This window comes from Butyrivibrio sp. AE2005, assembly GCF_000686965.1.
Classification (GTDB): domain Bacteria; phylum Bacillota; class Clostridia; order Lachnospirales; family Lachnospiraceae; genus Butyrivibrio; species Butyrivibrio hungatei_A.
Map to the genome: position 1 here is coordinate 1 of NZ_JMMD01000033.1, position 21,399 is coordinate 21,399.

At 39.6% G+C, this 21,399-nt stretch carries 20 protein-coding genes; all 20 read right to left on the reverse strand.

Features of this window, described 5'->3' with window-relative positions:
• The coding region (locus tag DL92_RS21595; protein ID WP_242845869.1) for a hypothetical protein at positions 1-219 on the reverse strand (219 nt) is incomplete at its 3' end.
• Positions 220-374: 155 nt separating this feature from the next.
• A complete protein-coding gene (locus DL92_RS0114050) occupies positions 375-839 on the reverse strand; it encodes an Hsp20/alpha crystallin family protein (RefSeq protein ID WP_026668080.1) in 465 nt (154 codons plus the stop codon).
• A 264-nt stretch (positions 840-1,103) separates the two neighbouring features.
• Complete coding sequence (rbr, locus tag DL92_RS0114055; protein WP_026668081.1) at positions 1,104-1,661, reverse strand: rubrerythrin; 558 nt, start codon at positions 1,659-1,661, stop codon at positions 1,104-1,106.
• 451 nt (positions 1,662-2,112) lie between these two features.
• Complete coding sequence (locus tag DL92_RS0114065; protein ID WP_026668083.1) at positions 2,113-2,370, reverse strand: hypothetical protein; 258 nt, start codon at positions 2,368-2,370, stop codon at positions 2,113-2,115.
• 158 nt (positions 2,371-2,528) lie between these two features.
• Positions 2,529-3,626 (reverse strand): glycoside hydrolase family 88 protein, encoded by a 1,098-nt coding sequence (locus tag DL92_RS0114070; protein ID WP_026668084.1) that lies wholly within the window; start codon positions 3,624-3,626, stop codon positions 2,529-2,531.
• A 2-nt stretch (positions 3,627-3,628) separates the two neighbouring features.
• Positions 3,629-5,185, reverse strand: a complete 1,557-nt coding sequence (locus DL92_RS0114075) for a lipopolysaccharide biosynthesis protein (protein ID WP_026668085.1) — start codon at positions 5,183-5,185, stop codon at positions 3,629-3,631.
• On the reverse strand, positions 5,185-6,114 hold the full coding sequence (locus DL92_RS0114080; RefSeq protein ID WP_026668086.1) for an alpha-1,2-fucosyltransferase: 930 nt from the start codon (positions 6,112-6,114) through the stop codon (positions 5,185-5,187). The genes DL92_RS0114075 and DL92_RS0114080 overlap by 1 nt, the downstream gene beginning before the upstream one ends.
• Positions 6,111-7,319: a polysaccharide pyruvyl transferase family protein gene (locus DL92_RS19455; RefSeq protein WP_051199165.1), complete on the reverse strand. Its 1,209-nt coding sequence runs from the start codon at positions 7,317-7,319 to the stop codon at positions 6,111-6,113. Before DL92_RS19455 ends, DL92_RS0114080 begins: the two co-directional genes overlap by 4 nt.
• Positions 7,320-7,325: 6 nt before the next feature.
• On the reverse strand, positions 7,326-8,318 hold the full coding sequence (locus tag DL92_RS20425; RefSeq protein WP_026668087.1) for a glycosyltransferase: 993 nt from the start codon (positions 8,316-8,318) through the stop codon (positions 7,326-7,328).
• 34 nt (positions 8,319-8,352) lie between these two features.
• Entirely contained in the window at positions 8,353-9,855 is a 1,503-nt protein-coding gene (locus DL92_RS0114095; RefSeq protein WP_026668088.1) for a DUF3329 domain-containing protein, read from the reverse strand.
• Entirely contained in the window at positions 9,840-11,024 is a 1,185-nt protein-coding gene (locus DL92_RS0114100; RefSeq protein WP_026668089.1) for a hypothetical protein, read from the reverse strand. Before DL92_RS0114100 ends, DL92_RS0114095 begins: the two co-directional genes overlap by 16 nt.
• Before the next feature lie 5 nt (positions 11,025-11,029).
• Positions 11,030-11,983: a glycosyltransferase family 17 protein gene (locus DL92_RS0114105; RefSeq protein WP_026656684.1), complete on the reverse strand. Its 954-nt coding sequence runs from the start codon at positions 11,981-11,983 to the stop codon at positions 11,030-11,032.
• Positions 11,984-11,986: 3 nt separating this feature from the next.
• Positions 11,987-13,027, reverse strand: coding sequence for a glycosyltransferase family 2 protein (locus tag DL92_RS20430; RefSeq protein ID WP_051594232.1), 1,041 nt, complete (start codon positions 13,025-13,027; stop codon positions 11,987-11,989).
• Positions 13,024-13,785: a DUF5672 family protein gene (locus DL92_RS0114115; RefSeq protein ID WP_242827217.1), complete on the reverse strand. Its 762-nt coding sequence runs from the start codon at positions 13,783-13,785 to the stop codon at positions 13,024-13,026. Before DL92_RS0114115 ends, DL92_RS20430 begins: the two co-directional genes overlap by 4 nt.
• Before the next feature lie 93 nt (positions 13,786-13,878).
• Positions 13,879-14,922 carry an alpha-1,2-fucosyltransferase gene (locus tag DL92_RS0114120; RefSeq protein ID WP_026668091.1) on the reverse strand — a complete coding sequence of 348 codons (1,044 nt, stop codon included), beginning with the start codon at positions 14,920-14,922 and terminating at the stop codon, positions 13,879-13,881.
• 110 nt (positions 14,923-15,032) lie between these two features.
• Complete coding sequence (locus DL92_RS0114125; protein ID WP_026668092.1) at positions 15,033-16,841, reverse strand: ABC transporter ATP-binding protein; 1,809 nt, start codon at positions 16,839-16,841, stop codon at positions 15,033-15,035.
• A gap of 84 nt (positions 16,842-16,925) precedes the next feature.
• Positions 16,926-17,798, reverse strand: coding sequence for an alpha-1,2-fucosyltransferase (locus DL92_RS0114130; RefSeq protein WP_026656680.1), 873 nt, complete (start codon positions 17,796-17,798; stop codon positions 16,926-16,928).
• A 113-nt stretch (positions 17,799-17,911) separates the two neighbouring features.
• A complete protein-coding gene (locus DL92_RS20435; RefSeq protein ID WP_051625363.1) occupies positions 17,912-18,700 on the reverse strand; it encodes a hypothetical protein in 789 nt (262 codons plus the stop codon).
• On the reverse strand, positions 18,687-19,496 hold the full coding sequence (locus DL92_RS0114140; RefSeq protein ID WP_027209156.1) for a HipA domain-containing protein: 810 nt from the start codon (positions 19,494-19,496) through the stop codon (positions 18,687-18,689). The genes DL92_RS20435 and DL92_RS0114140 overlap by 14 nt, the downstream gene beginning before the upstream one ends.
• 327 nt (positions 19,497-19,823) lie before the next feature.
• The gene (locus DL92_RS0114145) at positions 19,824-21,389 is read right to left on the reverse strand and encodes a hypothetical protein (protein WP_026668093.1); all 1,566 of its coding nucleotides are present in this window, start codon (positions 21,387-21,389) and stop codon (positions 19,824-19,826) included.
• Between the last annotated feature and the right edge of the window lie 10 nt (positions 21,390-21,399).

The following is a 21,399-nucleotide window of genomic DNA, read 5'->3' on the forward strand; positions in this document are numbered from 1 at the left end:
GCATATCGCAACAGATCTCCCTAGGTACCACACGTTTCTTCCTCTCCATCTATCTGCCTCATTTATCATGCATGATTCCGTGTAGTTATTGGGCTTCGACTTGTGGAGCAGCCTCACCCTCATGCATAACCTTATATGAGATTTCTGTTCGTCAGACCAGAGATTTGCCCATGAGTTAGTATGTTCCTCATATCCAGCTTCCTTCAGATTCCATCTCACGATGGACACCCTTGCCTTCGGCTATATCCTTCCCACTACCAGGTGGATTCGGGACTTTAACCCGTTAGAAACGTGCGCCGCTAGGCGCACTCCATAAAATATCCCGGCATTCTATTTGAATCATAGAATGCCGGGATATTTATTACTTCTTTTAATCAATCCTTAACCTCGATCTTCACAGCCTCCTCTTTCTCTGGAATAGCTTCCTTCTTGGGGATGTTGACCGTAAGAACACCGTTCTTGTACTGAGCTATGATATCTTCAGGTTTAAGTCCCGGTGTACGGAAGGATCTCTGGTACGAAGAGCTTCTTCTCTCACGACGGATGTACTTGCCGTTCTCATTCTTCTCATCCTTGTTCTCATTATGTGTAGCACTGATGGTAAGCACTTCGTTCTTAAGGTCGATATTGATATCTTCCTTGTTAAATCCCGGAAGCTCGGCTTCAAGCTGATAACTGTTATCTTTCTCGATGACGTCAGTCTTCATAAGACCTGATGCCGGCTCGAAGTTCTTCTCAATAAGTCCGGAATCATACAGGTCACCGAATAATCTGCCACCAAAGAAGTCATCCATCTCGTCAAACAAATTATTGTTACTCCATAACATAGGCATCAACATAAGTCATCACTCCTTTTTATATAAATTTTTTGTTGTAGTAGTTTGCGCAACCTCGCGACGATGTATTAGCACTCTCATCTCTTGGCTGCTAATTTTCTTTTCAAGTATGTTATAGAACAAATAGAACAAGAAATCAATACCCTATTTATAAAAAAATTATTAATTCATAACAACAACAGAAAAAGAGCCTTCACAAAGACTGTCTAAATCTCTGCGAAAGCTCTTTTGACCTGTCATTATAAATATAAGCCAATCAGCTCTATATCAATAATTCTCTGCCTTCTTCTCAAAATAGCTCTTAGGATGATTGCAAACAGGACACATCTCGGGAGCCTTAGGTCCTACTACAATATGACCGCAATTTGAGCAGATCCAGATAGAATCGCCTTCTGATGAGAATACAAGCTCTTTCTCGATGTTCTCAAGAAGTTTTTTGTATCTCTGCTCATGCTCTTTCTCAATTTCAGCAACTCTGTCAAAAAGGTATGCAATATCGTTGAAACCTTCTTCACGAGCTTTTGCTGCAAAAGAAGGATACATCTCCTGCCACTCGTAAGACTCACCTTCTGCTGCTTCTTTAAGATTTTCTACAGTTGAACCGATTCCTGAAAGAATCTTGTACCAGAGCTTAGCATGCTCTTTCTCGTTATTGGCTGTCTCTTCAAAGATCTTACTGATCTGAACATAGCCGTCTTTTTTTGCCTTTGAAGCAAAATATGTATATTTATTCCTTGCCTGAGACTCACCTGCAAATGCAGCAAGCAAATTCTTTTCTGTCTCTGTTCCTTTAAGTTCATTTGTTCTGGGTTCTAAATTTGCCATATTTTAATCTCCTTTTCCATTTTTTTGAATAAATACTCATAGCCAACCTGTAATCGTATTTTAACATAGAGATTGTATCTCAAAAAAGCTTATTTCGTAATTTTATATAAAAATAATTTATTTCTTAAGCCCCCTGCGAACATATCCATAAATGACTCTCTGGGTATCATATCCACAACGTTCTTTATAACCTGATCTGTTGCGATTATATATGCGGCAATAACGAATCCTCCACTTTTCATATTCGTTAATGACATAATTCCAAATGAACTCAAAACAACATGCATGATTGCCTAAATCGCAATCGCACTCCATAAAACCATAGTCTTTTTCATAACATTTCACCCTTTTTACATTTTTATTTGATAAGGATTTCCTATCAAATGAAAAATGGATGCCAAAAGTACATTTTGACATCCAACGATATACGAACTAATCCATATTACTTTAATTATCTGGCCGGAGCCCATGTCACTCCGTATAGCTGTTCCATCACCTTGCGAAGCTCTTCTTTCATCTTGTCGCAGGCAGAAGCTTCATCAGAGAACTTGATCACACCGATTCTCTCCTTTTTATCCTGAAAGAAAACTTCCCATCCGTTTTCTGTCTTAGCAAGACAAACGCGATTCTTGTGATGTCCGCCAACCTTATATAATTTCGAAGGAACAAGATGCTCCTTAAAAAACTTCTTTAATTCCTTGGTATTCATATTATACCTCCCACGTATCTCGATTACAAAATCATCTGATGTAGTTTTGATTACTACATGAAGTATACCATCATATTTTTCTTAATACAATAGCAAAATTTTATGCAAAAAAAGAAGAAATGCTGAATCAACCGGCATTTCCTCTAATTTTTTTCTATTTAATGTATTACTGAAAGCGCTGCCAATGCCGCCCCCTGTCCCCATGGATTATTTCCGTAGGTCTGATAATGCACCGCAAAGTCATCACACGAGCTCAGCGAATCAGTCACAATCCCGCTTTCGGTGTGGGCATATATACAATCTTTTGCTTTCTTTAACGCCTCACTGATTCTGCCTGATATATCATCTTCACCAAAAACATCATTATTAAGCGCATAACCAAGTGCATATGCTATCATACCTGTTGCAGACAGATCTATATGTCCGTCAACAGCCTGCATCTGCCAGCTCCAGCCACCGTCTTTTCTCTGATACTTTAGTGCCGCCTCGCACATATCTGTAAAATATTTCAGGGACTCTTCATTTGCTTTGCCCAAAGAAGCATTTACACTCGCACCCATGATAAGCCAGCCAAACGCTCTTCCCCAGCAAAGAATTCCTTTTTTCTCAAAAGCATAACAATTCTTAGAAGTTCCGTTAACGTCGGCATCTTTCCTTAGTTCATAGCCGTGATAGCAAAGTCCGCTCGCTTCGTCCATTCCGTTTTTTAAAAAAAGTCTCAGCTGCTCGTTGCTGTCAAATGCCTTATCATCACAAGCCGCCATAAACATGGAAACCTGCCCGATTCCGTCAGCAAAGATATTTCCACTTCTTCCGGAGTTATAAAGAATCGCGCCTTCCGCATCTCTTCCCGCATTCTTCAAATACGAACTGACTGCGTCTGCCGCATTCTTATATTTTTCATTTCCTGTTATCTCATAAGCCTTAATAAGCGCAAATCCCGCAAGCGCATCATCTACAAAGCTTACTTTACCGCCCGTCTTCCTCAGCCACAGATCCACATGGCTTTCAATAGAAGCCTTGATCTTATCGCTAATTTCCTTAGCGTCTTCATCTTTATCGAGACACTCAAGCGCCGAAACAAGCCCTACCATAAGCATCCCCGCATGCCAAAAGAACGGATCTTTTGTCCGCACGCTTCTACCAAGTGCCTTTTTTACAGTATCTTTCACCCTGTCCGAAAGGCTGACATTCATAATATTATTAAGCTGTTCTACGGTCTTGCCGACCACTTCATAATATGCAGAGTTGTCCACAATTACGCCTTTCTGGCCTTGAGTTTTCCACAAAGATATTTGAATTCTTCACTTCTTCCGTATAAAAGAAAATATACTCCGTTAAATACAACGGTAATAATAACCATCATTGCAGCAAATCCAAGTATCGTAGGCTCAGGCATTACATACTGCTGAATCATATAACATATTCCCATTACAAGTGCCATAGATACCAGGTATTTGAACGAATCAATATAATAGTTAACAGCGCTCATACCAAAACATGCTCTGTAAATAATAACAGGCTTAGTCATATTGGCAATAAGACCTGACACCACTGTTCCTACGTATATACCCGAAATACCAAGCGGCGTCTGAACAAGCCAAATCGACAATATCAAGTTGACGATTCCCTGAATCAAAGCAAGATACTTATCCTGTTCAAATACGCCTGCCGCCGTCTTATAATTTGAAAGAACTATTCTCTCACCCTTAAAATAGTAATCTGTAAGAATCAGAAAAACAGCAACTCCGGGAAGAATCCACTCGCCTATTTCTTCAGGAGCCACTTTCCCCCCCTTGATAAGCCATATGTTTACAAGCGGAGAAATAAGAAGCATAAATCCGGTAGCAGAAAATCCATAAACCCACGAAGCAAAAAATCTATAAACCTTGAACATACTGTACTGTTTTGACTTATCTTCTGTTGCTATCAAATTACCAAAGCTGGATATTACGGAATTGAAAATGATATTTACAAAATTAGAAGTCTGAACAATTATCTGATTATAATTGTCCACCACACCCGACATAACTGTTCCAAGCAATGGTGAAATGATAAGCTGATCCGTTTGAAGTCTGAACGCGTCTCCGACTCTGTGAAACACAAGTGCCTTTGTTTTGGTCCAAACTTCGCCCTCTTCATCCTTAGACAGTTTCTCGATATTCTTTTCCTTAAGATATGGATACATATTATCAAGATACTTTGAGACAAATATCTTTTGTATCAACTGTATTACCGCATCTGTAATAAGATAAAAATAGAAATTGCCGGTAACAAGAACCACAATAATCTGAAAGAATACAGTTATTATTTTTGTGAACGTAATTACATTTGTCTGAACATAATTTTTTTGCTCTGCATTTGCAAGACTATACTTATATGCAACAAAATACGTACTCACCGTATTAAAAAGAAATATCAGATAATAAAGTATAAGATCTCTCTGTGCAACTTCAAAATCTTCCGGAAGATTTATCAGATATTTGAGAAATGGGACCAGAATAAGTCCAATAGCACACACAGCAAAAGCTATATAATTATATGCTTTTTTATATAACTGCATGTAGGACTTGATCTTTTCTTTTTCACCTCTGGCAACAGGTCCGTAGAGACTGAAATTAAGAGCAGTTCCTATGCCCATATCAGCCATATTAAGTAGCTGCAAAACATTGGCATATAAACTGTTTACACCAAGCATCTCTTTGCCGATTTTCATGATGAAAATGGTACGTAAAACATAGGTCATGATCAAAGACACAACTTGCCCTACGTACCCGAATAAAATATTCTTCTTCGCCGCCTGAACTCTTCCCATTATACTATGTTTCCTTTATTGTCCATGAGAATCCAGCCCTTCCAATAGTCATGCATGGTATCAGGATCTATCGGCTGATTGTTCCTCATCTTGTATGTCCTGATGACCTCGTGATCCGGTCTCTTGTTAAGCCTTGCTCCCCAGAAGCTGAATGTGGAATTGGCGCAGATATTGCCTCTGCAGTGGCTCATGAGCATGAGATCCTGGATGCTGTCTTTGCCGTTATTCCATTCAACGATCGTATATCTGGAGATATCGCCATAGTGCTCTCTCGCGTAATCGTGATCGCTTGTAAAGATATAGAAATGCGTCTCAGGATCTTTTTTCAAAAAATAATCCATCGCATTCTTGTAGTAATCATCAGAAGCAATATTTCCGAGAATATTTACATTTGCCGGATCGAGATAATCTCCCCTTCTCAAATGTACACTGACAGAAGGAAATCTTTCCATCTTCTCAGAGATGATCCTGTTTCTCATTGCGAGATCCGAATCTCTGTGAGGAGGGAATACAAAGAGTTCCCTGAGTTCATCCATAATATCTTCATAGTATTTCTGGCATAAGAAATAACCTGTAATATACTTATCTTCAAACTCAAATATCTCGGGGTGATACATCTTAGTCTCAACAAACACATTTGGATTTGAAGATGCAGTAAGTCCAAGTTTCTTGGTTATTTTTCCCTTGATTGCAGAAAAAAGATTCTGCTTTAAAAATCTGTCTCTCTCTTCATCGGTGCAGACTTCGAAAGGAAGATCTTTAAAAAGAGGAAGCTCAAACTCTCTGGGAGCAAGCATCTTCTTCTGTACTTCTTCACTGAACCAGGAAATATCCAGCTTAACTTCTTTTCCGAGACTGAGGAGTTTTCTATATAGCGCATATTGCTGCATTTGGTTTCCCAAACCGCCCGCAATCTGAATTATGATCATTGTATTCCTCCTTGTGCCTCTGCTTCTGTATTTTGCTTTTCCATAATACGCATATATGCGTCAACAAGCGCGTTTTCGCTTGCCAGTTTCTGAACGGGAAGGACATAGTCCTTGTATGTTCCAAAAAGATCTTTTGCAATTCCCTTACTCTTTACCGAATATCCTATAACAAGTGTGGGAACATTACTACTGTAAGCCGCAATTGTACTGTGAGTTCTTGCTCCGACAAAAAAACTGCACTTTGATATATAGCCTTTCAGCTTCTCAGCGGGCATATCATCCAGCATAACAACTCTGCCCGTGTACTTATGTATATCGTAAAGCTCTTTAAGCGGCTTCCTGTCATCATTGTTTTTCCACACAACATGCGGAATAAGCGCGATGTTCTGATGAGTATTCCTAAGAATAAACTCAATAAAATTACTGTAGTTCTTCATAGTAATACCCGGTGTTTTTTCAAGATTACGAACCATCGGGCTTAAGTTTATTCCGACCGTATTGCCCGGAAGAAAACCGTTGATTCCGGGAACCTTCGCTGTATCAAGCCTGAATGCCGGATCTTTTTCAAAAATAAGCTTATCCTTATCAAAACCTGCTTTAACAAGCGCATCGTAAGTAATGGACTCTCTTGCATAGATCATGTCATAAGCCTTCAGATCCTTAACAAGCTTATTATCCTTAAGGGATTTTGGCTCAATAGAGCATCCCCAAAGTATCGTCTCGAATCCTCTTTTAATAAAAACCTTGTGCGCCAATATAAGATCGGGAACCAGGCTCTTATAACAATAATTATCTCCGCCTATAGAAATGGCAAGCGGTTTTGCACCTTTCCCTTTATTGGCTTTTCCGACAGCGTTGTCAAACTCTTTAAACGCGTCCTTATATCTGTATCTCAAAAAAGACTGCTTATCCCTTGTGACCAGTCTCCACAAATAGTAGATTACATGAGGAATAAAGTGTCTGTCTATATGTCTTTCTTCAACAATAGTACAAAGTCCCTTTTTTTCAAGAATTCCAAGTGAATATTTTCTGTCCTCCGCGCAGCTGTTGGTTACAACAAAAAGCGGAAGATCCTCCTCAGCCCCGGTCTTCTCTCTCTGCTCGGCAATATACTTAACTGTAGTATTGGCTATCGCCTCACAACCATGGTTCCCCGAACCTGCGTGCATATATAAAATTATCGGTCTGTTAAAATCAATATTCATATATATTCACCTGTCCTTATATTTTGCATATAGACTCAAATAAAGTTTAGGACTAATCTTGAACAAAATAACTTTTATCTTGTGGCCAAAAGACAATGCGGCAAATGCACCTCTTGTCTTCAAAGCGTGCCTGATTCTATCGCCTGCGGCATTAACCGCTTCCCTTGCAAGGTCATTATCCCTCTCATTCTCGGGAATGACAGATACCTTTCCGATAACAAGAAGTGCCGTAAGTATCTGTGAAACAGCAACTTTTACAAAAGAATAAACCGAAATATACTCATGAACTTCTTTAAGCTTATCCTCAGCAATTTCCCAACATGTAAGCTGATCCAGAAAACTTTCTTTAAAAGCGGTTTTCATGGCTCCGTTCTCGTTATCTGTATATCTGTAATCATCAGCTTCCACAGGAACGACCTTTACGCCTTTTTTCTTTCCTTCGGAAAGTGCCACATCAAGTAAAAAAAGCAGGTCTTCTCCGATAGTGAGCCCATCTTTAAAATGAATGTGTGCCTCGGAAAGTCTTTCACGTAAAAAGAGCTTTCCCCATACATGAGTGTTACTCTCAAGAGTATAGTTTTCAATGTACTGATAACCGCTTAACACATAAGGCGAATCAAGGTTCTTGCATCCATCCGCCAAAACAGTGTTTTCATCAACGTATTTTAGCATATTTGCGATGCAATACTCAGATATTGTATCATCTGCGTCAACAAAATACACATATTTTCCCGTTGCCATCTCAAGCCCGATATTTCTTGCTCCCGAAACGCCTCTGTTCTTTATGTGCTTGACCTTTATCTTATCCTGCCCGTATTCTTCGGCAAGTTCATCTGCAATCTTTGCGCTGTCGTCCTTGGAGCCGTCATCCACAAGAATAATCTCGTAATCACCAATTTCAATCCCTTTCTGGGTAACACAAGACAAGACGCACTCTCTGAGCGTGCCTTCTGCCTGATATATGGGGATTATGATGCTAACAAGTATTTCTGTGTTCAAAACTTTCTCCATGGTACTGCGGGTAAAACTATCTTTACTTTTTCATTATGGTGTGCGATATTAAATCCCACATAGAATATTCAGGATAATCCGTCCAGCCATCCCTTTCAACTCCTGTAATGCTGTCAAGTCTAAAGTGGCATGCATATGTATAATAATTTGAATTGTAACCGCGCTTTTCACCGGTTTCAAGATCGATAACGCCATCACCGAGAGCAATGTCGGAATCATATGCCATCTCGGTATATTTGCATTTCCACTGCGGTCTGAGTATCGGAACTACTACATCAGTTTCTCCTGCCTTCGCCTGCTCCTCAAGATAAAGATATCTCTCACTATATTCCCTATAAACTCGCGCAACAAACGCACCCTGCGTGATATAAGTAAACGAAAGCCAGATTCCGACAGCAGCGATCACTGAAGTGTATAATCCCTGAAGTAGTTTCTCAAGCTTATCATTCTCAGCAGATACGGTCAGATCGGTCATATTCATCATAACAGCAATACCGTTTAACACCGCAATCATAAAGAAGATGCTCGCACCATAGTAAGCTCTAAGCTGCGGTTCATCAGGCACCAGAATAAGAACAACTGCCGAAGCAAGCGCTATAAAAGCCATGAGTCTCATATACGCTGTAACTTCTTTATATTTTTCTTCAGAAGCACATATACTGCGAATGATGATGATCAAAGCCACAAACATAAGTGTAATAACAATATAATGTTCCTTTATATTCACGATCATCTTAAGAAATCTTGCCATAATTCCCAGAAGACCCGTATGTGCTTCTTTTGAAGCTCCGTCTTCCGCTCTTGAGAAATTTGCGGGATTCAAAAACATTAACATAAATGAGGCAATGCTTCCGGCAAGTCCGCAGATCATCCACGGCTTAACAAAAGAAAGGCTCCTCTTCTCTCTCCACTTAAGAAATAGAATCATCAATATAAACAATATAGCTCCGCCCGATGTATTCTCATTACACCAGCCGGCAAGAATTCCCAATACAGTAACCGAGACGATCACTCCGGGCGTACTCTTTTTTTCAAGATTCATACATTTCCTGAAATATGTGATGAAACCGAGGATTATCGTCGTTGTAAAGAGGTAATTACACGCTCCGTCCTCCCAGAATACCGTGTTACTGATCGCAGGATCGAATATCCACAAAAAGCTTATTACAAGCGCATATACTCTGATGTCATACTTCTTCTTCATATCAACATTCGCATATATAAGAAGTGTCTGAATCATAAATACAAGCGCAGAAACTACATTGAACACCCACTTTGTTCTCATGAACAAAAAAATTCTGAGTATAAAATGAGCAACGTTTCGTCCGCTATGATCCAGATAATGCATGTATTCAAGCTTAAACAGATCAAAGAAACTATTTGCCAGTTTCGTTCCGTAATCGTCGCGATCCCAATAAACAAGATCATCCGACATATTAGGAGTCAGAAACGCATAGATAAGCACTGACAAAAAAGCTACAGCCATCAATATATAAAAAATCTTTTTTCTTAACTTCTCAGACATTCTCCATCCTTTTTTCTATTTACAAACTCCCCGAGATAAACTCCTATTACAGGGAGTATGAACAACCTGCCTATATACTCCGATACAAATGTCGCTTCCACAACCGTATAGATTGAAAGCGATAAAATTATGATCAAAGTCCAAACATCTTTTTTCTTATAACAAATATATATGATCAGAACAATAAGCGCCGAGATAACAATAGCCGGGATTATCCCGTACCAGTAAAAAATCCTTACCCAGCCCATGTCAAAGGTCTCTTCGCTATTGCCATCGGAAAAGAGCTTCCAAGTCCATATTGAACCTGCATGTTTCTCAGTTTCCCTGTACAGATCGTGTATTCTGTTATTAAGCTTATCGTCAATCCATTCGATCAGATCATAATGTTTGTGCTCAAACTCATACCTTGGCACCTTACTTACAACAGCCGACCAAACGGAAAAAGCCACACAAAAAACCGGTGTCACAAGCGCCGTAAGTACATAAACAATCTTGCACTCTTTGATCTTCTTATAAAATCTTGCCAAAAATCCCACACCGAATGTCAAAACGCTTACAAGCATTCCTGTCCTGGTTGCCGAAACCACGCTTGCCATAAAGTTGAGAGCAAATACAAGCAGCCACTCCCTTAACGAAGCAGCTTCGCCGTAAATCCACATCCAAAGTAACACAAATGCATAAACACTGCCATAGAATGTATTGGCATGACCAAATCCAAACTCATAACGCACTTCTATGTCGCCTCGTCCGTAATCTCTCGGAGGTGGTGCAACAACTCCCAGTTTCCCGACAACGGATAAAAGTGCTATCAATGCATACCCTGCTACCGATACGTAAAAAATATACTTCATAGCCTTCTTAAGGTCGATATCTCTTGCAGCCATCATAAATACTGCATATCTAAGCAGGTCATTCTTACCTGAAATCCTGTAACTCACAAAAGTAAACAAGCATACCGCACCTATTACTATCCATTCTTTTTTGTCATGCTTCATTAAAAGCACAACAATAAGCGTCAAAAGAAAGGTCACACGATACACATAACTCTGGCAATCATGCAAAGGAATTACAGTCTTTTCCAACAGCATTATACCAAGCTCAATGCTGAGCGCAACGTAAAATAAAACTTCACTAAGTTTAGCCCTTTTTTCTTCACTTAAAAAGTTCATGTTATCTACCTGCTAAGAATTCTTTTTATCTTGCGAAAAGCTTTTCTCATAAATCTTCCCGCCGTAATATCCAAGTAGTGGTAAAGCTTTGATACGGCTGTGATCTTAGGCATTACAAGATGCCTGTATTCATCCATATGCTCAAGAAGATATGCGGGATAAGTCTCGTCTACCTCGCCTCTTTCAAACTTCGCTGCTCTGCCGAAAATATCCTGTCCGAGAACCAAGTGATCCATGGTCTCCGCAAGAACCTCTTTGTCATTGTGCTCCTGATGTGCTGCAGCCTTAACCTTGATTCCTATCCTCTTTGCGGGATTGGTCTCTTTGTAGCCGCCCATATATCCAAAATGCCAGCCGCCGTTCGCAACTCGCACAGACCTTTCGTCCGTTACGGGAATGATATCACGAAGCCTTACAATTCCTTCTTTAGGTATATTATCAAGTGACGTGATCTTGGTTCCTAGCCACTTTCTGTCTTTTTCAGCTATCTCAGGAAACTCTCCCGTTATGGACAAAAGCTTTCCCGACTTCTCTTCCATGTTCATGTATACATAGAAGTTTCTCTGAGCCAGATGATAAACCTTGTTCTTGTCAAAATTTGCAATGATGTTCTCAAGAACGGACGGATTCGGAATCTCATCGACATCTCCGAAGATAAGCACATCGTCTGCCGTCGCGCCCACTTCTTCAAGTCCGCGCTTTAAGCAGTTCTTTTGATAATAATCTCTTTCATGCGTTGAGATATCCATAGGTGTATCATCAACGGTTATATAAACTATCTTGTGAAGATAATCCTTAAAAAGCTCTCTGTTCTTATCAAAACAAAGTTCCTTGGGCTCTCCCGAAAAAGTCACCGTAGCTTCTTCAATAATGAATTTATCCACGTACTTATCGAGAATTCCGAGCCTTAGCTTTAATATATCAAGTTCGTTGAAAAATGGTATTAAATCATAAACCATCTGTTATCTCCTACCTACAATCCTCTTGATCGCAGTCTTAACAGTACTGACAAAAGCTTCTCTGTACAGATTCTTTCCGCCGTTTACAGTCATAAGACCGTGAACGTATATGTCCTCTTCGGGCGCAAAGCACGGAAGATCCGTCTCAAAATACTTTTTGTAAAAATCATCTGAAAACAATTCCGAAAGCTTTCTCTTCTTCTGCCCATAGGACAATCCTGAGTAAACAATCTTTGCCACCGCAATGGCACAGGTAAGGGATTTTCTCTTATCAAGAACATCAAAGAGATCTGTAAGCCCCCATTTATCGCCCATTCTGTCGATTTCTCCCCAAACGATCTTCTGGTTATCAAGAAAAGCTTTGTTATAACTCGCAGTCAGACTCTGCTCGTTTCTTCTGTAATAATAAAGAATCTCATCTATGTAGGCTATCCCGTCGGCTCTGTCGACATACTCCGCGGTCTGCAGAAGATCTTCGCCGTAGTTAAGCCCGATTCTCTCTACATCTATAAGCGCAATATTCTTGTGAATACACTTTATCCACATGGCATTCAGGTAATCACCCTTTAGTACAAGCTCTTTAAAAGCACGCTTCTCATCTCCGCTGTAGATTTTTCCACTTGTAAAAGAAAAATCTTTAAGCCTTGTATTATCGCCGTCAAGCTCTGTCGCATTGAAAAAAATCAGCTCGGGAGCATTTCCTTTTTTCTCATAATCCCTGATAAGACCTGCGAGCTTTGACAACATTCCCGGAACAAGCTTATCATCCGCATCGAGTGCAAGAATATAGTCGCCTTTGCTGACCTTTATTCCCTCCTGCCTTGCCTGATAAAGCCCTATCTTTCCTTTGTGGATGACGGAAATATTATCGTTCGCAGCGGCGTATTCATCGCATATCGCAGGAGTTTTGTCACTCGAACCGTTCTCGGAAAGAATGATCTCAAACATATCCTCGCTATTTACTTTTTGTGCAAGCGCAGAATCAACCGCCTCGCGGATATACTTCTCACCGTTGCACACGGGAACTATGATTGAAAAGATCATGTAATGTTATGCTCCTCTTTCCACTTTTTGGTCTTTCTCCAAAACAGGAACGGTCTGACAGCCATCTTAAAGCGCTTCTTCGGGCTGTAAAATCTGGGATAATCCGCATTTTCTCCCCACCACTTGTGGAAGACAAACGGCTCTATGCCCTTATTCTCAGATAGCGGATGCTCTCTTCCGAATGTAAGTGCAAGTTCAAAAGGCGCCCACTTAAAGCCCTTTTCTTCCATTGCATTCTTGGAATGACAGCAGATAAAAATATCTTCGTTGTAAAATCCGTCGTCAACCCTCTCCCACTTAAGGTTGTATTTGGAAGGAAACTCCAAAAGTCTCTTAGACCTTATGGACACGCTGTTTCCGACTCTGCATATCGTGCCCTTGCTGTCCCTGTAAGCGTAATCATTCTTGGGAAGCGGCCAGGGAGAGCCGATGTAGTCGTACTCAAGAAACTCATCATTCCAGTTCTCGGGATGAATAACAAATCCGTCCGCATGAACAAGCAGCACAAAATCTGTATTTATATGGTCTTTAAGTTCATAGACCATTTTGTAATTGAATTTATCGATACTGTCGAGCTTTGAAGTATAGCTGAATCTGATATTCTTTGGCAGATAAAAAGGCTTTTTATCCGATACCAGAACAACGTCACCAAACTCGATTTCCCTCATGCTGTATTTAAGCGCCTGCACAGTCTCATAGACGTTGACACTCGTCATTGCGCAGAGCGTAACCTGAGGGAGCTTAATCTTTTTTCCCATTTTGTTCCTCTGTTTATTTACCGCGATCATTTCTTTTAACCTGCTTATTGACACATATAATGATGCAACAAAGTTATTTATGATCCGGTTAATTCAATAACTGAATCTCTTGATTATTCCGACTCTTTTCTCTAAGCTCCTTACGATTTTCTTCAGGTAAAAGACACCGTACAGGCTCTTCCTTCTGATTATCTGGCAAAAGAGCCTTATCTTGCCGGGCCTTATATTTCTTCTTGCATAGAGCGCAGATCTCTTTTTATATTCTTCAAGTTCTTTTCTGCACTCGTCTGCCTCAAATATACGACCTTTTTTGTCCTGATAATGCAAAAAACTGTATATATTCTGCTCGGAAGACCAGAAACCATCCGAAATATTATGTCTTGCCCAGTACTTCGGCGCTATCGCATACTTAAGCTCAGTACTTGAAAGAACCGGCATTATGGAAAAAGATGAATTCGACAAGATCAGATATCTCGCATTCTTCAAGGTAACGTAATCTTTTCCCATATCAAAATGATGACATTCGTACTCGGGAAGCACTTTTCTTGCGGCCTCCTCATCCTCAGTTACCACCATGAATTTCATATCTGGATTTATCTTCTTCATATGCTCTATCGCATTTAAAAAGTATTTTCTGTCAAGATAGAGCTCGGGATGATTTGTATACTCGCCGCCTCTTATGTTGATAATGCAGAGGTCATCGCTTGTATACTCATACGACTCGGCCTCGGGCTTAACCTTGAGCCAGTCCTTTATCTTGTCTCTGTATTTTTCAAAATAGCTCTCATCCTGGAGATTTCCGTAGATAAGAGTATTGTCCTCAATCTCAAAAAGTCTTTTGTCCGCACCGCTTATGTAACATCCGTTACTCATGTCGTGCCTTGAATTGCCCATGTAAAGGCGATCGTCCTGCTCATTAAAGATTGTATATTTATCTCTGTCCTCAGGCGGTATCTCTGTTCCAAGATCAATGTCCATAAAGTACATTCCCTTATTTGAGTGAAAAACATTTCCCACCTGACCGGGATTTATGAAACCGAAATCCACACCTTTTTCTTCCGCCATGCACCTTGTCACGACATAGAAAAAGAGCTGGTTTCCAAGTCCGTACCCTTTTATAAATTCTGTTCCGATCATAATATCTTATCCTTCTGAAAAGAAAGTATCTCACTGTGAAATGTCGACTCGCAAATAACATTACGAAACAATTATCTACAATCACATAAATCAAGCCTCATTTTGCAATATCAATGAATAACATTCCTGCCCTCGAGAGTAGTCTGCGTGATTTTCTCGTCCTTGACCTCATAGATTATGTCGCAGTTCTCAATAGTATTGAGCCTGTGAGCTATGATGATCATTGTCTTCTTGCCGTGGAAGCTGTTGACAGCCTCCATAACGGCTGCCTCTGTCTCATTATCAAGAGCACTTGTAGCCTCATCAAACACAAGTATCTCAGGATTATGATAAAGGGCTCTCGCGATTCCTATACGCTGTCTCTGTCCGCCTGAAAGTCTCACACCTCTGTCACCAATCTTCGTATCTAGTCCTTCGGGAAGGCTCTTAACAAAGTCAGCGAGCTGGGCTTCTTCCATAACTTCCCAGATTCTGTCCTCATCAATCTTGTCGGCATCTATACCGAATGCAATGTTCTCTCTTATAGACTCATCAACCATGTAGATTGTCTGAGGAATATAACCTATCTGCGCAAGCCATGAATCGTAATTACTGAATATATTGCTTCCGTCGCAGAGAATCTCTCCGCTCTGCACATGCAAAAGGCCGAGGATAATATCCACAACAGTTGATTTACCGGCACCCGAAGGTCCTATGATACCTACAGATTTTCCCTTTGGAACGATCATATTTGCCCCGGTAAATATATTTGTCTCAGCATCAGGATATGCAAATGTGATATCTTTTATCTCAATATCTTTTTCCAAATGAAGCTCGGGACCTGCGATTGCAGCTCTCTCCGCTCTCATCGCCTTATCCATCTTCATTGAATCTGTAAGATTGTTATATACAAAATCAAGGCTGTACTGGTTGTAGGCAATCTCGGCAATATAAGTATTTATCCTGTTAACAGCAGGCATAAGCCTTGTAGCAACAAGTCCGAGCGCGATTATCAATTTATCAACATCGCCTGCATTTTGTACACCGTTTGAATTCAACTTAAAAAAGAGAACATACAAGAGGACAACAGCTACAAACACGGTCTCTATAAGAGTTCTCGGCATATTATTAAGTACGGAATAATCCCTTGCCAGATCCGCACCGACTTTACCGGACTCATAATAATTTCTTATAAAGAAATCCTGTCTGTTCAGAACTTTAACATCTTTAAGACCATATATTGCCTGCAGTCTCCACTTTGCAATCCTTGACTGGGTTTCCTGATTCTCTTTTCCCGTCTTATTAAGCTTAGGCTTTAAAACTTTGGTATTAAAAAGAGTTAATGCAACAAAAACAAACACGCATATAACCGTCAAGATCGGATCGGTTATAATAAGCACCATTCCAAGTCCCATGGAAACGACCAATTCCGTAGAAAGCGATAAAAGCGATAACATAAGCGTAAATGTTCTTGGTATATCACTGTCTGTAATTCTAAATACAGTCGGAATATCTGCACCGAGATAATCCTCATACGGTCTGTTCAAAAATTCTCTCATGACTCTGCTTATCATGTCGTTTCTTGCTCTTGTGATAAAGGTATTCTGCCTGTAGATAAGAAATATCTGATATGCATTTTTTACCAGGAACAAAACAATCAGACAAACCGTCAATTTAGCAGCCAGTTCGGATCCCGTACCGAGATTAAGACTTTCTGCAATAATTCTTAGAACTTTGTTATCCTCAATGGCACTTTGGAGCTTATCCTGATTGATAATGCCTGCCATAACAGGAATCATCATTGAAATACTAAATGTTTCAAAAATACCACCAAAGAGTATAAGGACAGCCAATATTACCAACTGTCCCTTCTGCTTTCTATCAAATATATATCTGAGTTTTGAAAATAAACTGACTTTTTTATTATCGGTATTACTCATAATCTGTACGTTTTCTTGTATCCCTCTTTTGTATTTTTCCTGAATGATATGTAGATTGCTCCGTATCATTTAATTCCGCATTGCTCAGATCGCAATCTTTGTCATTCTGTCCGTATAGACATCATCCATATCTTTGTTGTTTATCCACTTGGAAGGAGCAAGTACCAGCTTGTCAGGTGCATCATTAAGCCATGCAGCCCACCAGCTGAATGAACTGTTCGCTATAATATGGTGCTTGCATCTGCTCATAAGCATCATCTCGGCTATATCAGTTCCTTCGCCCTCTTCAAGTTCAACAACATTGAAATTAGGTCCCTTGAAGTGCTCTTTACACCACTCTTTGTCATCGGTAAAGATAAAAAATACAGCGTCGGGATACTCCTGCAGTATCTTGTTTACCGCATCTTTGTAATATTTTTCCGAACACAGATTGTGAACATGCTTATGCTGCGCATCTATATAATCGGTTCTTCTCACATGAAGGCTGACAGACTCACAACATTCTATCTGCTGAAGCACTGACCAGCTCACAGCATCGCTCATAAGTTCCTGAGGTCTCTTCTCAAAAGCATGTCTGATATCCCTGATATCACTCTCCTGCGAGAAATATTTATCGCTCTGCCAATATCCGACAAGATAGGCATTTTCAAGCTCAAGTATCTTAGGATCGAATCTTCCCGATACTTCATCTATTCTAAAGGTTTTCCTTCCGGTAAGTTTCCTTCTGATACGGCTTATGATATCCATCTTGGAATCCGTAAGAGCAACAACTTCTTCCTTAGTGGCCTTATCATAATCAATCCCATATCCGGCAAGAACCGGAGTCCTTAGCTTGTCATTTACAAATCCCGTTTCATCATCAATCTTTACGGTCTTGCCTCTGTTTTTCAGCGCTATATACAGCGCATATTGGAACATCTGGTTACCCAGACCGCCCTTAAGTTGAATGATAATCATACACCCTCCGAATGAAGTTCCCCGTATAGCATCTATTTTATCGCATACACTACATCATTATAACCCAGAATGTATATATACTCAAACATCTATGAATGTCCTGACATTTGCGGTCATCCGGTGATTTGACTTTTAAGATAGAGATTCCCATTAACTCCGGTCATAACAGGCTCTATGTTATGCTGCTTAACCAGATACGAAAGATTCTGCCTTGTACACTCAAGCAGCTCACATGCCTTGGTCGTATCGACAATATTTTTTCCTATAAAGGTAATAAAATCCTCATAGGAAATATCAATCATACGCCCTTTCTCATAAAGAAGCCATGAAGGAATATCTATGGAATCGTTGAACGTAACATAATAACCACCCCAACCGAGGCTACATGACTCATAAAGGTCTCTGCTTGCGATCACCTTATTTACTCCCCGTAAATCCGAAATGTCTGAAAGGGATATTTTTTTTACTGTTTTATCTTTAAAAAAGCACAGCAAAAAATCTCCTGCAAGCGCTGTACAATCAACCAGATTATGCGCATCCCTCTCCGCAACAAATTCAGGGAACTCATCTATCTTCCGTATGCACAGCCCATCCTGCGAACACCGCCCTTGCGCCAATTCCAAAAATTTCATTTCATCATACTCTTTCAGCTTGTGAGTAGACAATATACTGCCTATATTCTGCCTTCCTATAGGAATAACACGTTCTCTCACCCACATTAAACTCGCATCCCTTGGGATCGTATAGATTTCTTTTTTTACAAAACTCGCAAAAAGAAGCGGCGCTGTCCACTCATCAAGTTCGCTTCTAAGCTCAATCATAAACGACTTGCTCTTTTCATGGTACAGTAAAACGCCTATATCAAGACTATTATCTTCATCATAGATATCATAGATTTTCATAAACCTTGTACCTTCCATAGATCATATTCCAAATAGTATCAATAAAAAAGTCTGACAACACCCCCTCCAGATCCTTGAATATCTCTTCTTTATGCTTAGCCTCAAGTATTCCTTTCAGCGTTTTTCCTTTGGTGGATAAAAGAGACAGATTCTCAAAAGTTGATCTGCTGCCTATGAAATTATTGCATTGTTTATCTCCCATTATGTCAAATTTTTTTGCATCGTCATCCGACGAACAAGAACATAACAGAGACAATCCATGATCGAACAGAGGCGCAACCCTAACGGTATGCGCTCTTGCATTTCTCAGCACTTCGATGTTAGCTCCATGTCTATCTCGATTAAGGATAAGATAATCAATTACCAGCATATTCTCGATATACTCTCTCCATCCCATCCTAATGCAGAAATCATAATGTGATTCTCCGGGCTGCGCATTAAGTCTGTAGAAATCATCAAGCGAAGCCTTACTCTCTCCACGCTCTTTGAAATCATACGATGCACAAAGATATGTGTTATATATATTTCCATCGATCTCAATATCAGCATTTATCAGTTCATACTCGAGATGCTCCACGCCAAGAATATCAAGAAGTCTATCCACTATTATTTCATTTATACACTCATGTCCTACTATCCCCTTTTCCAAATCAAAGTTTGAAAGCTTATAATACTTCTTGTGGCCGCCTATGATCGAACTCGATTTCAGATAAGTCCCTGCTGTTCCGGAAGAATTCCGCACATGCGACCAATTTAGATATGTAAGATCCTGAGTTTCTCTTATTACCTTTGCCATATTACATCCTTTGTTTTTTATTTGACGTGCGTCAAATATTTTTCTATATTATAAAATTCTATTTGACGTGCGTCAAATAGAATTTTTGCATTTAACCCCACACAAAAATCTACCATATACATAAAATCTTAAGAAATTTCGACGGTATTTCTTAAGATTTATCTGATATCATTATTCAGTCGACGGCTTTTCAACAGCCATTCAATGCCGACAACAGGGCATAATGCCTATTCTATTTTAAGCGGAGAAGACTATTCTCTTATAAATCCCACCACACTGTTTTGCATCACCGATCAAAAGCTTCTTCCAAATGCTCCTTTATACGTCTCAATCTTCAGCTCCATTTAGTGAACCCATAAGTTCTTCAAATCTCATAGTCCCTTCAATTTGCTCAAATCTATATTTCTTGATTTTATTCACTTCTGCGATAATCTCTTCATCGGTCATTTCTTTCTCAGTACAATTATGATACTTCTCCGCATCTTCAATTTCATAATCCGGTACCAATTCGCCCTTGGCTCGTTTTGACATATATTCCTCATATGAACCTGACATACTGCCATCTTCTGCATGATATATACCCTTCCCAGGGGCATATTGGTATCCCGGATTCCCTCCCATACCATATCCCCAATGATTCATTAAACACCTGGCATGACCGTTTTCATACGTATAAAGAGACATGAAAAAGCCGGGATGATCAACTACCAGTTCCGGAATATCATCATCGTCAGCATATATAAGATTATATTTCCAATAATTCCAATCGATGTCAAAATAATACTTTTTGGCAATTGCCGTGTAGCACTCTTCATAGCTACTGTATACACCATCTATACCGGAAAAGATATTCTTCATGCTTTCAACAGTAAAGTCTCCTCCAATTTTAGACATTGTATTTTCATCGATTATCCATTCAGGCTCAAAAGAATCTTCATTACGCTGTATGAACGTAGAAAGAGATCCTGTACTGTAAAGAAGAACCTGTTTTCCGAATTCGCTGTCCGCGATAATAATAATATCTTTTACCCCATCCTCATCAAAATCAAAAAAACCAACGTCAATAATTTTTATTAAATGAGTTTCTTTCCACGATGATTTTTCACAGCTCATCTTCAGTTCTGTAAGAAAACGGTTATTTTTTGTGAGAATAATAGATACTCTGCCGTCTAATTCCGCAGGATACGTGATAAGTTTAATCGGCTCGTTAAATTGAACGCGTGACAATTTTACCTCATAGCAATGCTCTTTATCACAATGATCATCCCATTGAATAGCATTAGATTCCATGAGAAAGTCTTCATCCGATTTAGTAAAAGAAATGACTCTGTCGGCAAAAAGTCCATAATGCTTGTCTGAATCAGAGTTTACCTGAAATCTCAGTACATAATGATCTCCTTTTCTCTTTCCCACCGTGCATGTATATGTGTTTTTTAAACTTGCTAAATGTTCAGAATAAAAAGAATCAAATTCATCAATATATATCCATGAAGTAAGCGTATCATCCCGACATTCATCTCTCCCAGTGTATTTCTTAATATAATCCGTAAGAGTCTCTTTATTTACGGAATACAAAACATTGGGGATTCTATCTTTGCACTTTATACGTCTGTACGCTCTTATTTCGCTATCATCAGTAACTTCCTTAACAAGTCCGTTTTCCGAACAAAGCATTACATCCCAGTCTATTTCATCTTGTTTGTTAAAAGTTTTCTCGAGAAAACCCTTGTACTCATCTGCATTAAACGCTTCTGTAAATCTCTTTAGCTCTGCCTTTGACAACGTAATTTCTTTGTCGCTTTTTTTCGAGAGTATATTACTTGATGCTATGTAACTGCATCCCAACACAAGTAATATTATTGAAATTATTGTTATTATTTTCTTTTTCTGCATTTGATTCCAA

Coding starts and splice junctions, on each gene's coding strand:
- rbr (WP_026668081.1), bottom strand. CDS start 1,661: ATGGCAAATTTAGAACCCAGAACAAATGAACTTAAAGGAACAGAGACA.
- DL92_RS0114120 (WP_026668091.1), bottom strand. CDS start 14,922: ATGATCGGAACAGAATTTATAAAAGGGTACGGACTTGGAAACCAGCTC.
- DL92_RS0114115 (WP_242827217.1), bottom strand. CDS start 13,785: ATGGGAAAAAAGATTAAGCTCCCTCAGGTTACGCTCTGCGCAATGACG.
- DL92_RS20430 (WP_051594232.1), bottom strand. CDS start 13,027: ATGATCTTTTCAATCATAGTTCCCGTGTGCAACGGTGAGAAGTATATC.
- DL92_RS0114095 (WP_026668088.1), bottom strand. CDS start 9,855: ATGTCTGAGAAGTTAAGAAAAAAGATTTTTTATATATTGATGGCTGTA.
- DL92_RS0114050 (WP_026668080.1), bottom strand. CDS start 839: ATGTTGATGCCTATGTTATGGAGTAACAATAATTTGTTTGACGAGATG.
- DL92_RS0114075 (WP_026668085.1), bottom strand. CDS start 5,185: ATGGGAAGAGTTCAGGCGGCGAAGAAGAATATTTTATTCGGGTACGTA.
- DL92_RS20435 (WP_051625363.1), bottom strand. CDS start 18,700: ATGAAAATCTATGATATCTATGATGAAGATAATAGTCTTGATATAGGC.
- DL92_RS19455 (WP_051199165.1), bottom strand. CDS start 7,319: ATGAATATTGATTTTAACAGACCGATAATTTTATATATGCACGCAGGT.
- DL92_RS0114105 (WP_026656684.1), bottom strand. CDS start 11,983: ATGGTTTATGATTTAATACCATTTTTCAACGAACTTGATATATTAAAG.
- DL92_RS0114130 (WP_026656680.1), bottom strand. CDS start 17,798: ATGATTATCATTCAACTTAAGGGCGGTCTGGGTAACCAGATGTTCCAA.
- DL92_RS0114100 (WP_026668089.1), bottom strand. CDS start 11,024: ATGAACTTTTTAAGTGAAGAAAAAAGGGCTAAACTTAGTGAAGTTTTA.
- DL92_RS0114140 (WP_027209156.1), bottom strand. CDS start 19,496: ATGGCAAAGGTAATAAGAGAAACTCAGGATCTTACATATCTAAATTGG.
- DL92_RS0114080 (WP_026668086.1), bottom strand. CDS start 6,114: ATGATCATAATTCAGATTGCGGGCGGTTTGGGAAACCAAATGCAGCAA.
- DL92_RS0114065 (WP_026668083.1), bottom strand. CDS start 2,370: ATGAATACCAAGGAATTAAAGAAGTTTTTTAAGGAGCATCTTGTTCCT.
- DL92_RS0114145 (WP_026668093.1), bottom strand. CDS start 21,389: ATGCAGAAAAAGAAAATAATAACAATAATTTCAATAATATTACTTGTG.
- DL92_RS0114125 (WP_026668092.1), bottom strand. CDS start 16,841: ATGAGTAATACCGATAATAAAAAAGTCAGTTTATTTTCAAAACTCAGA.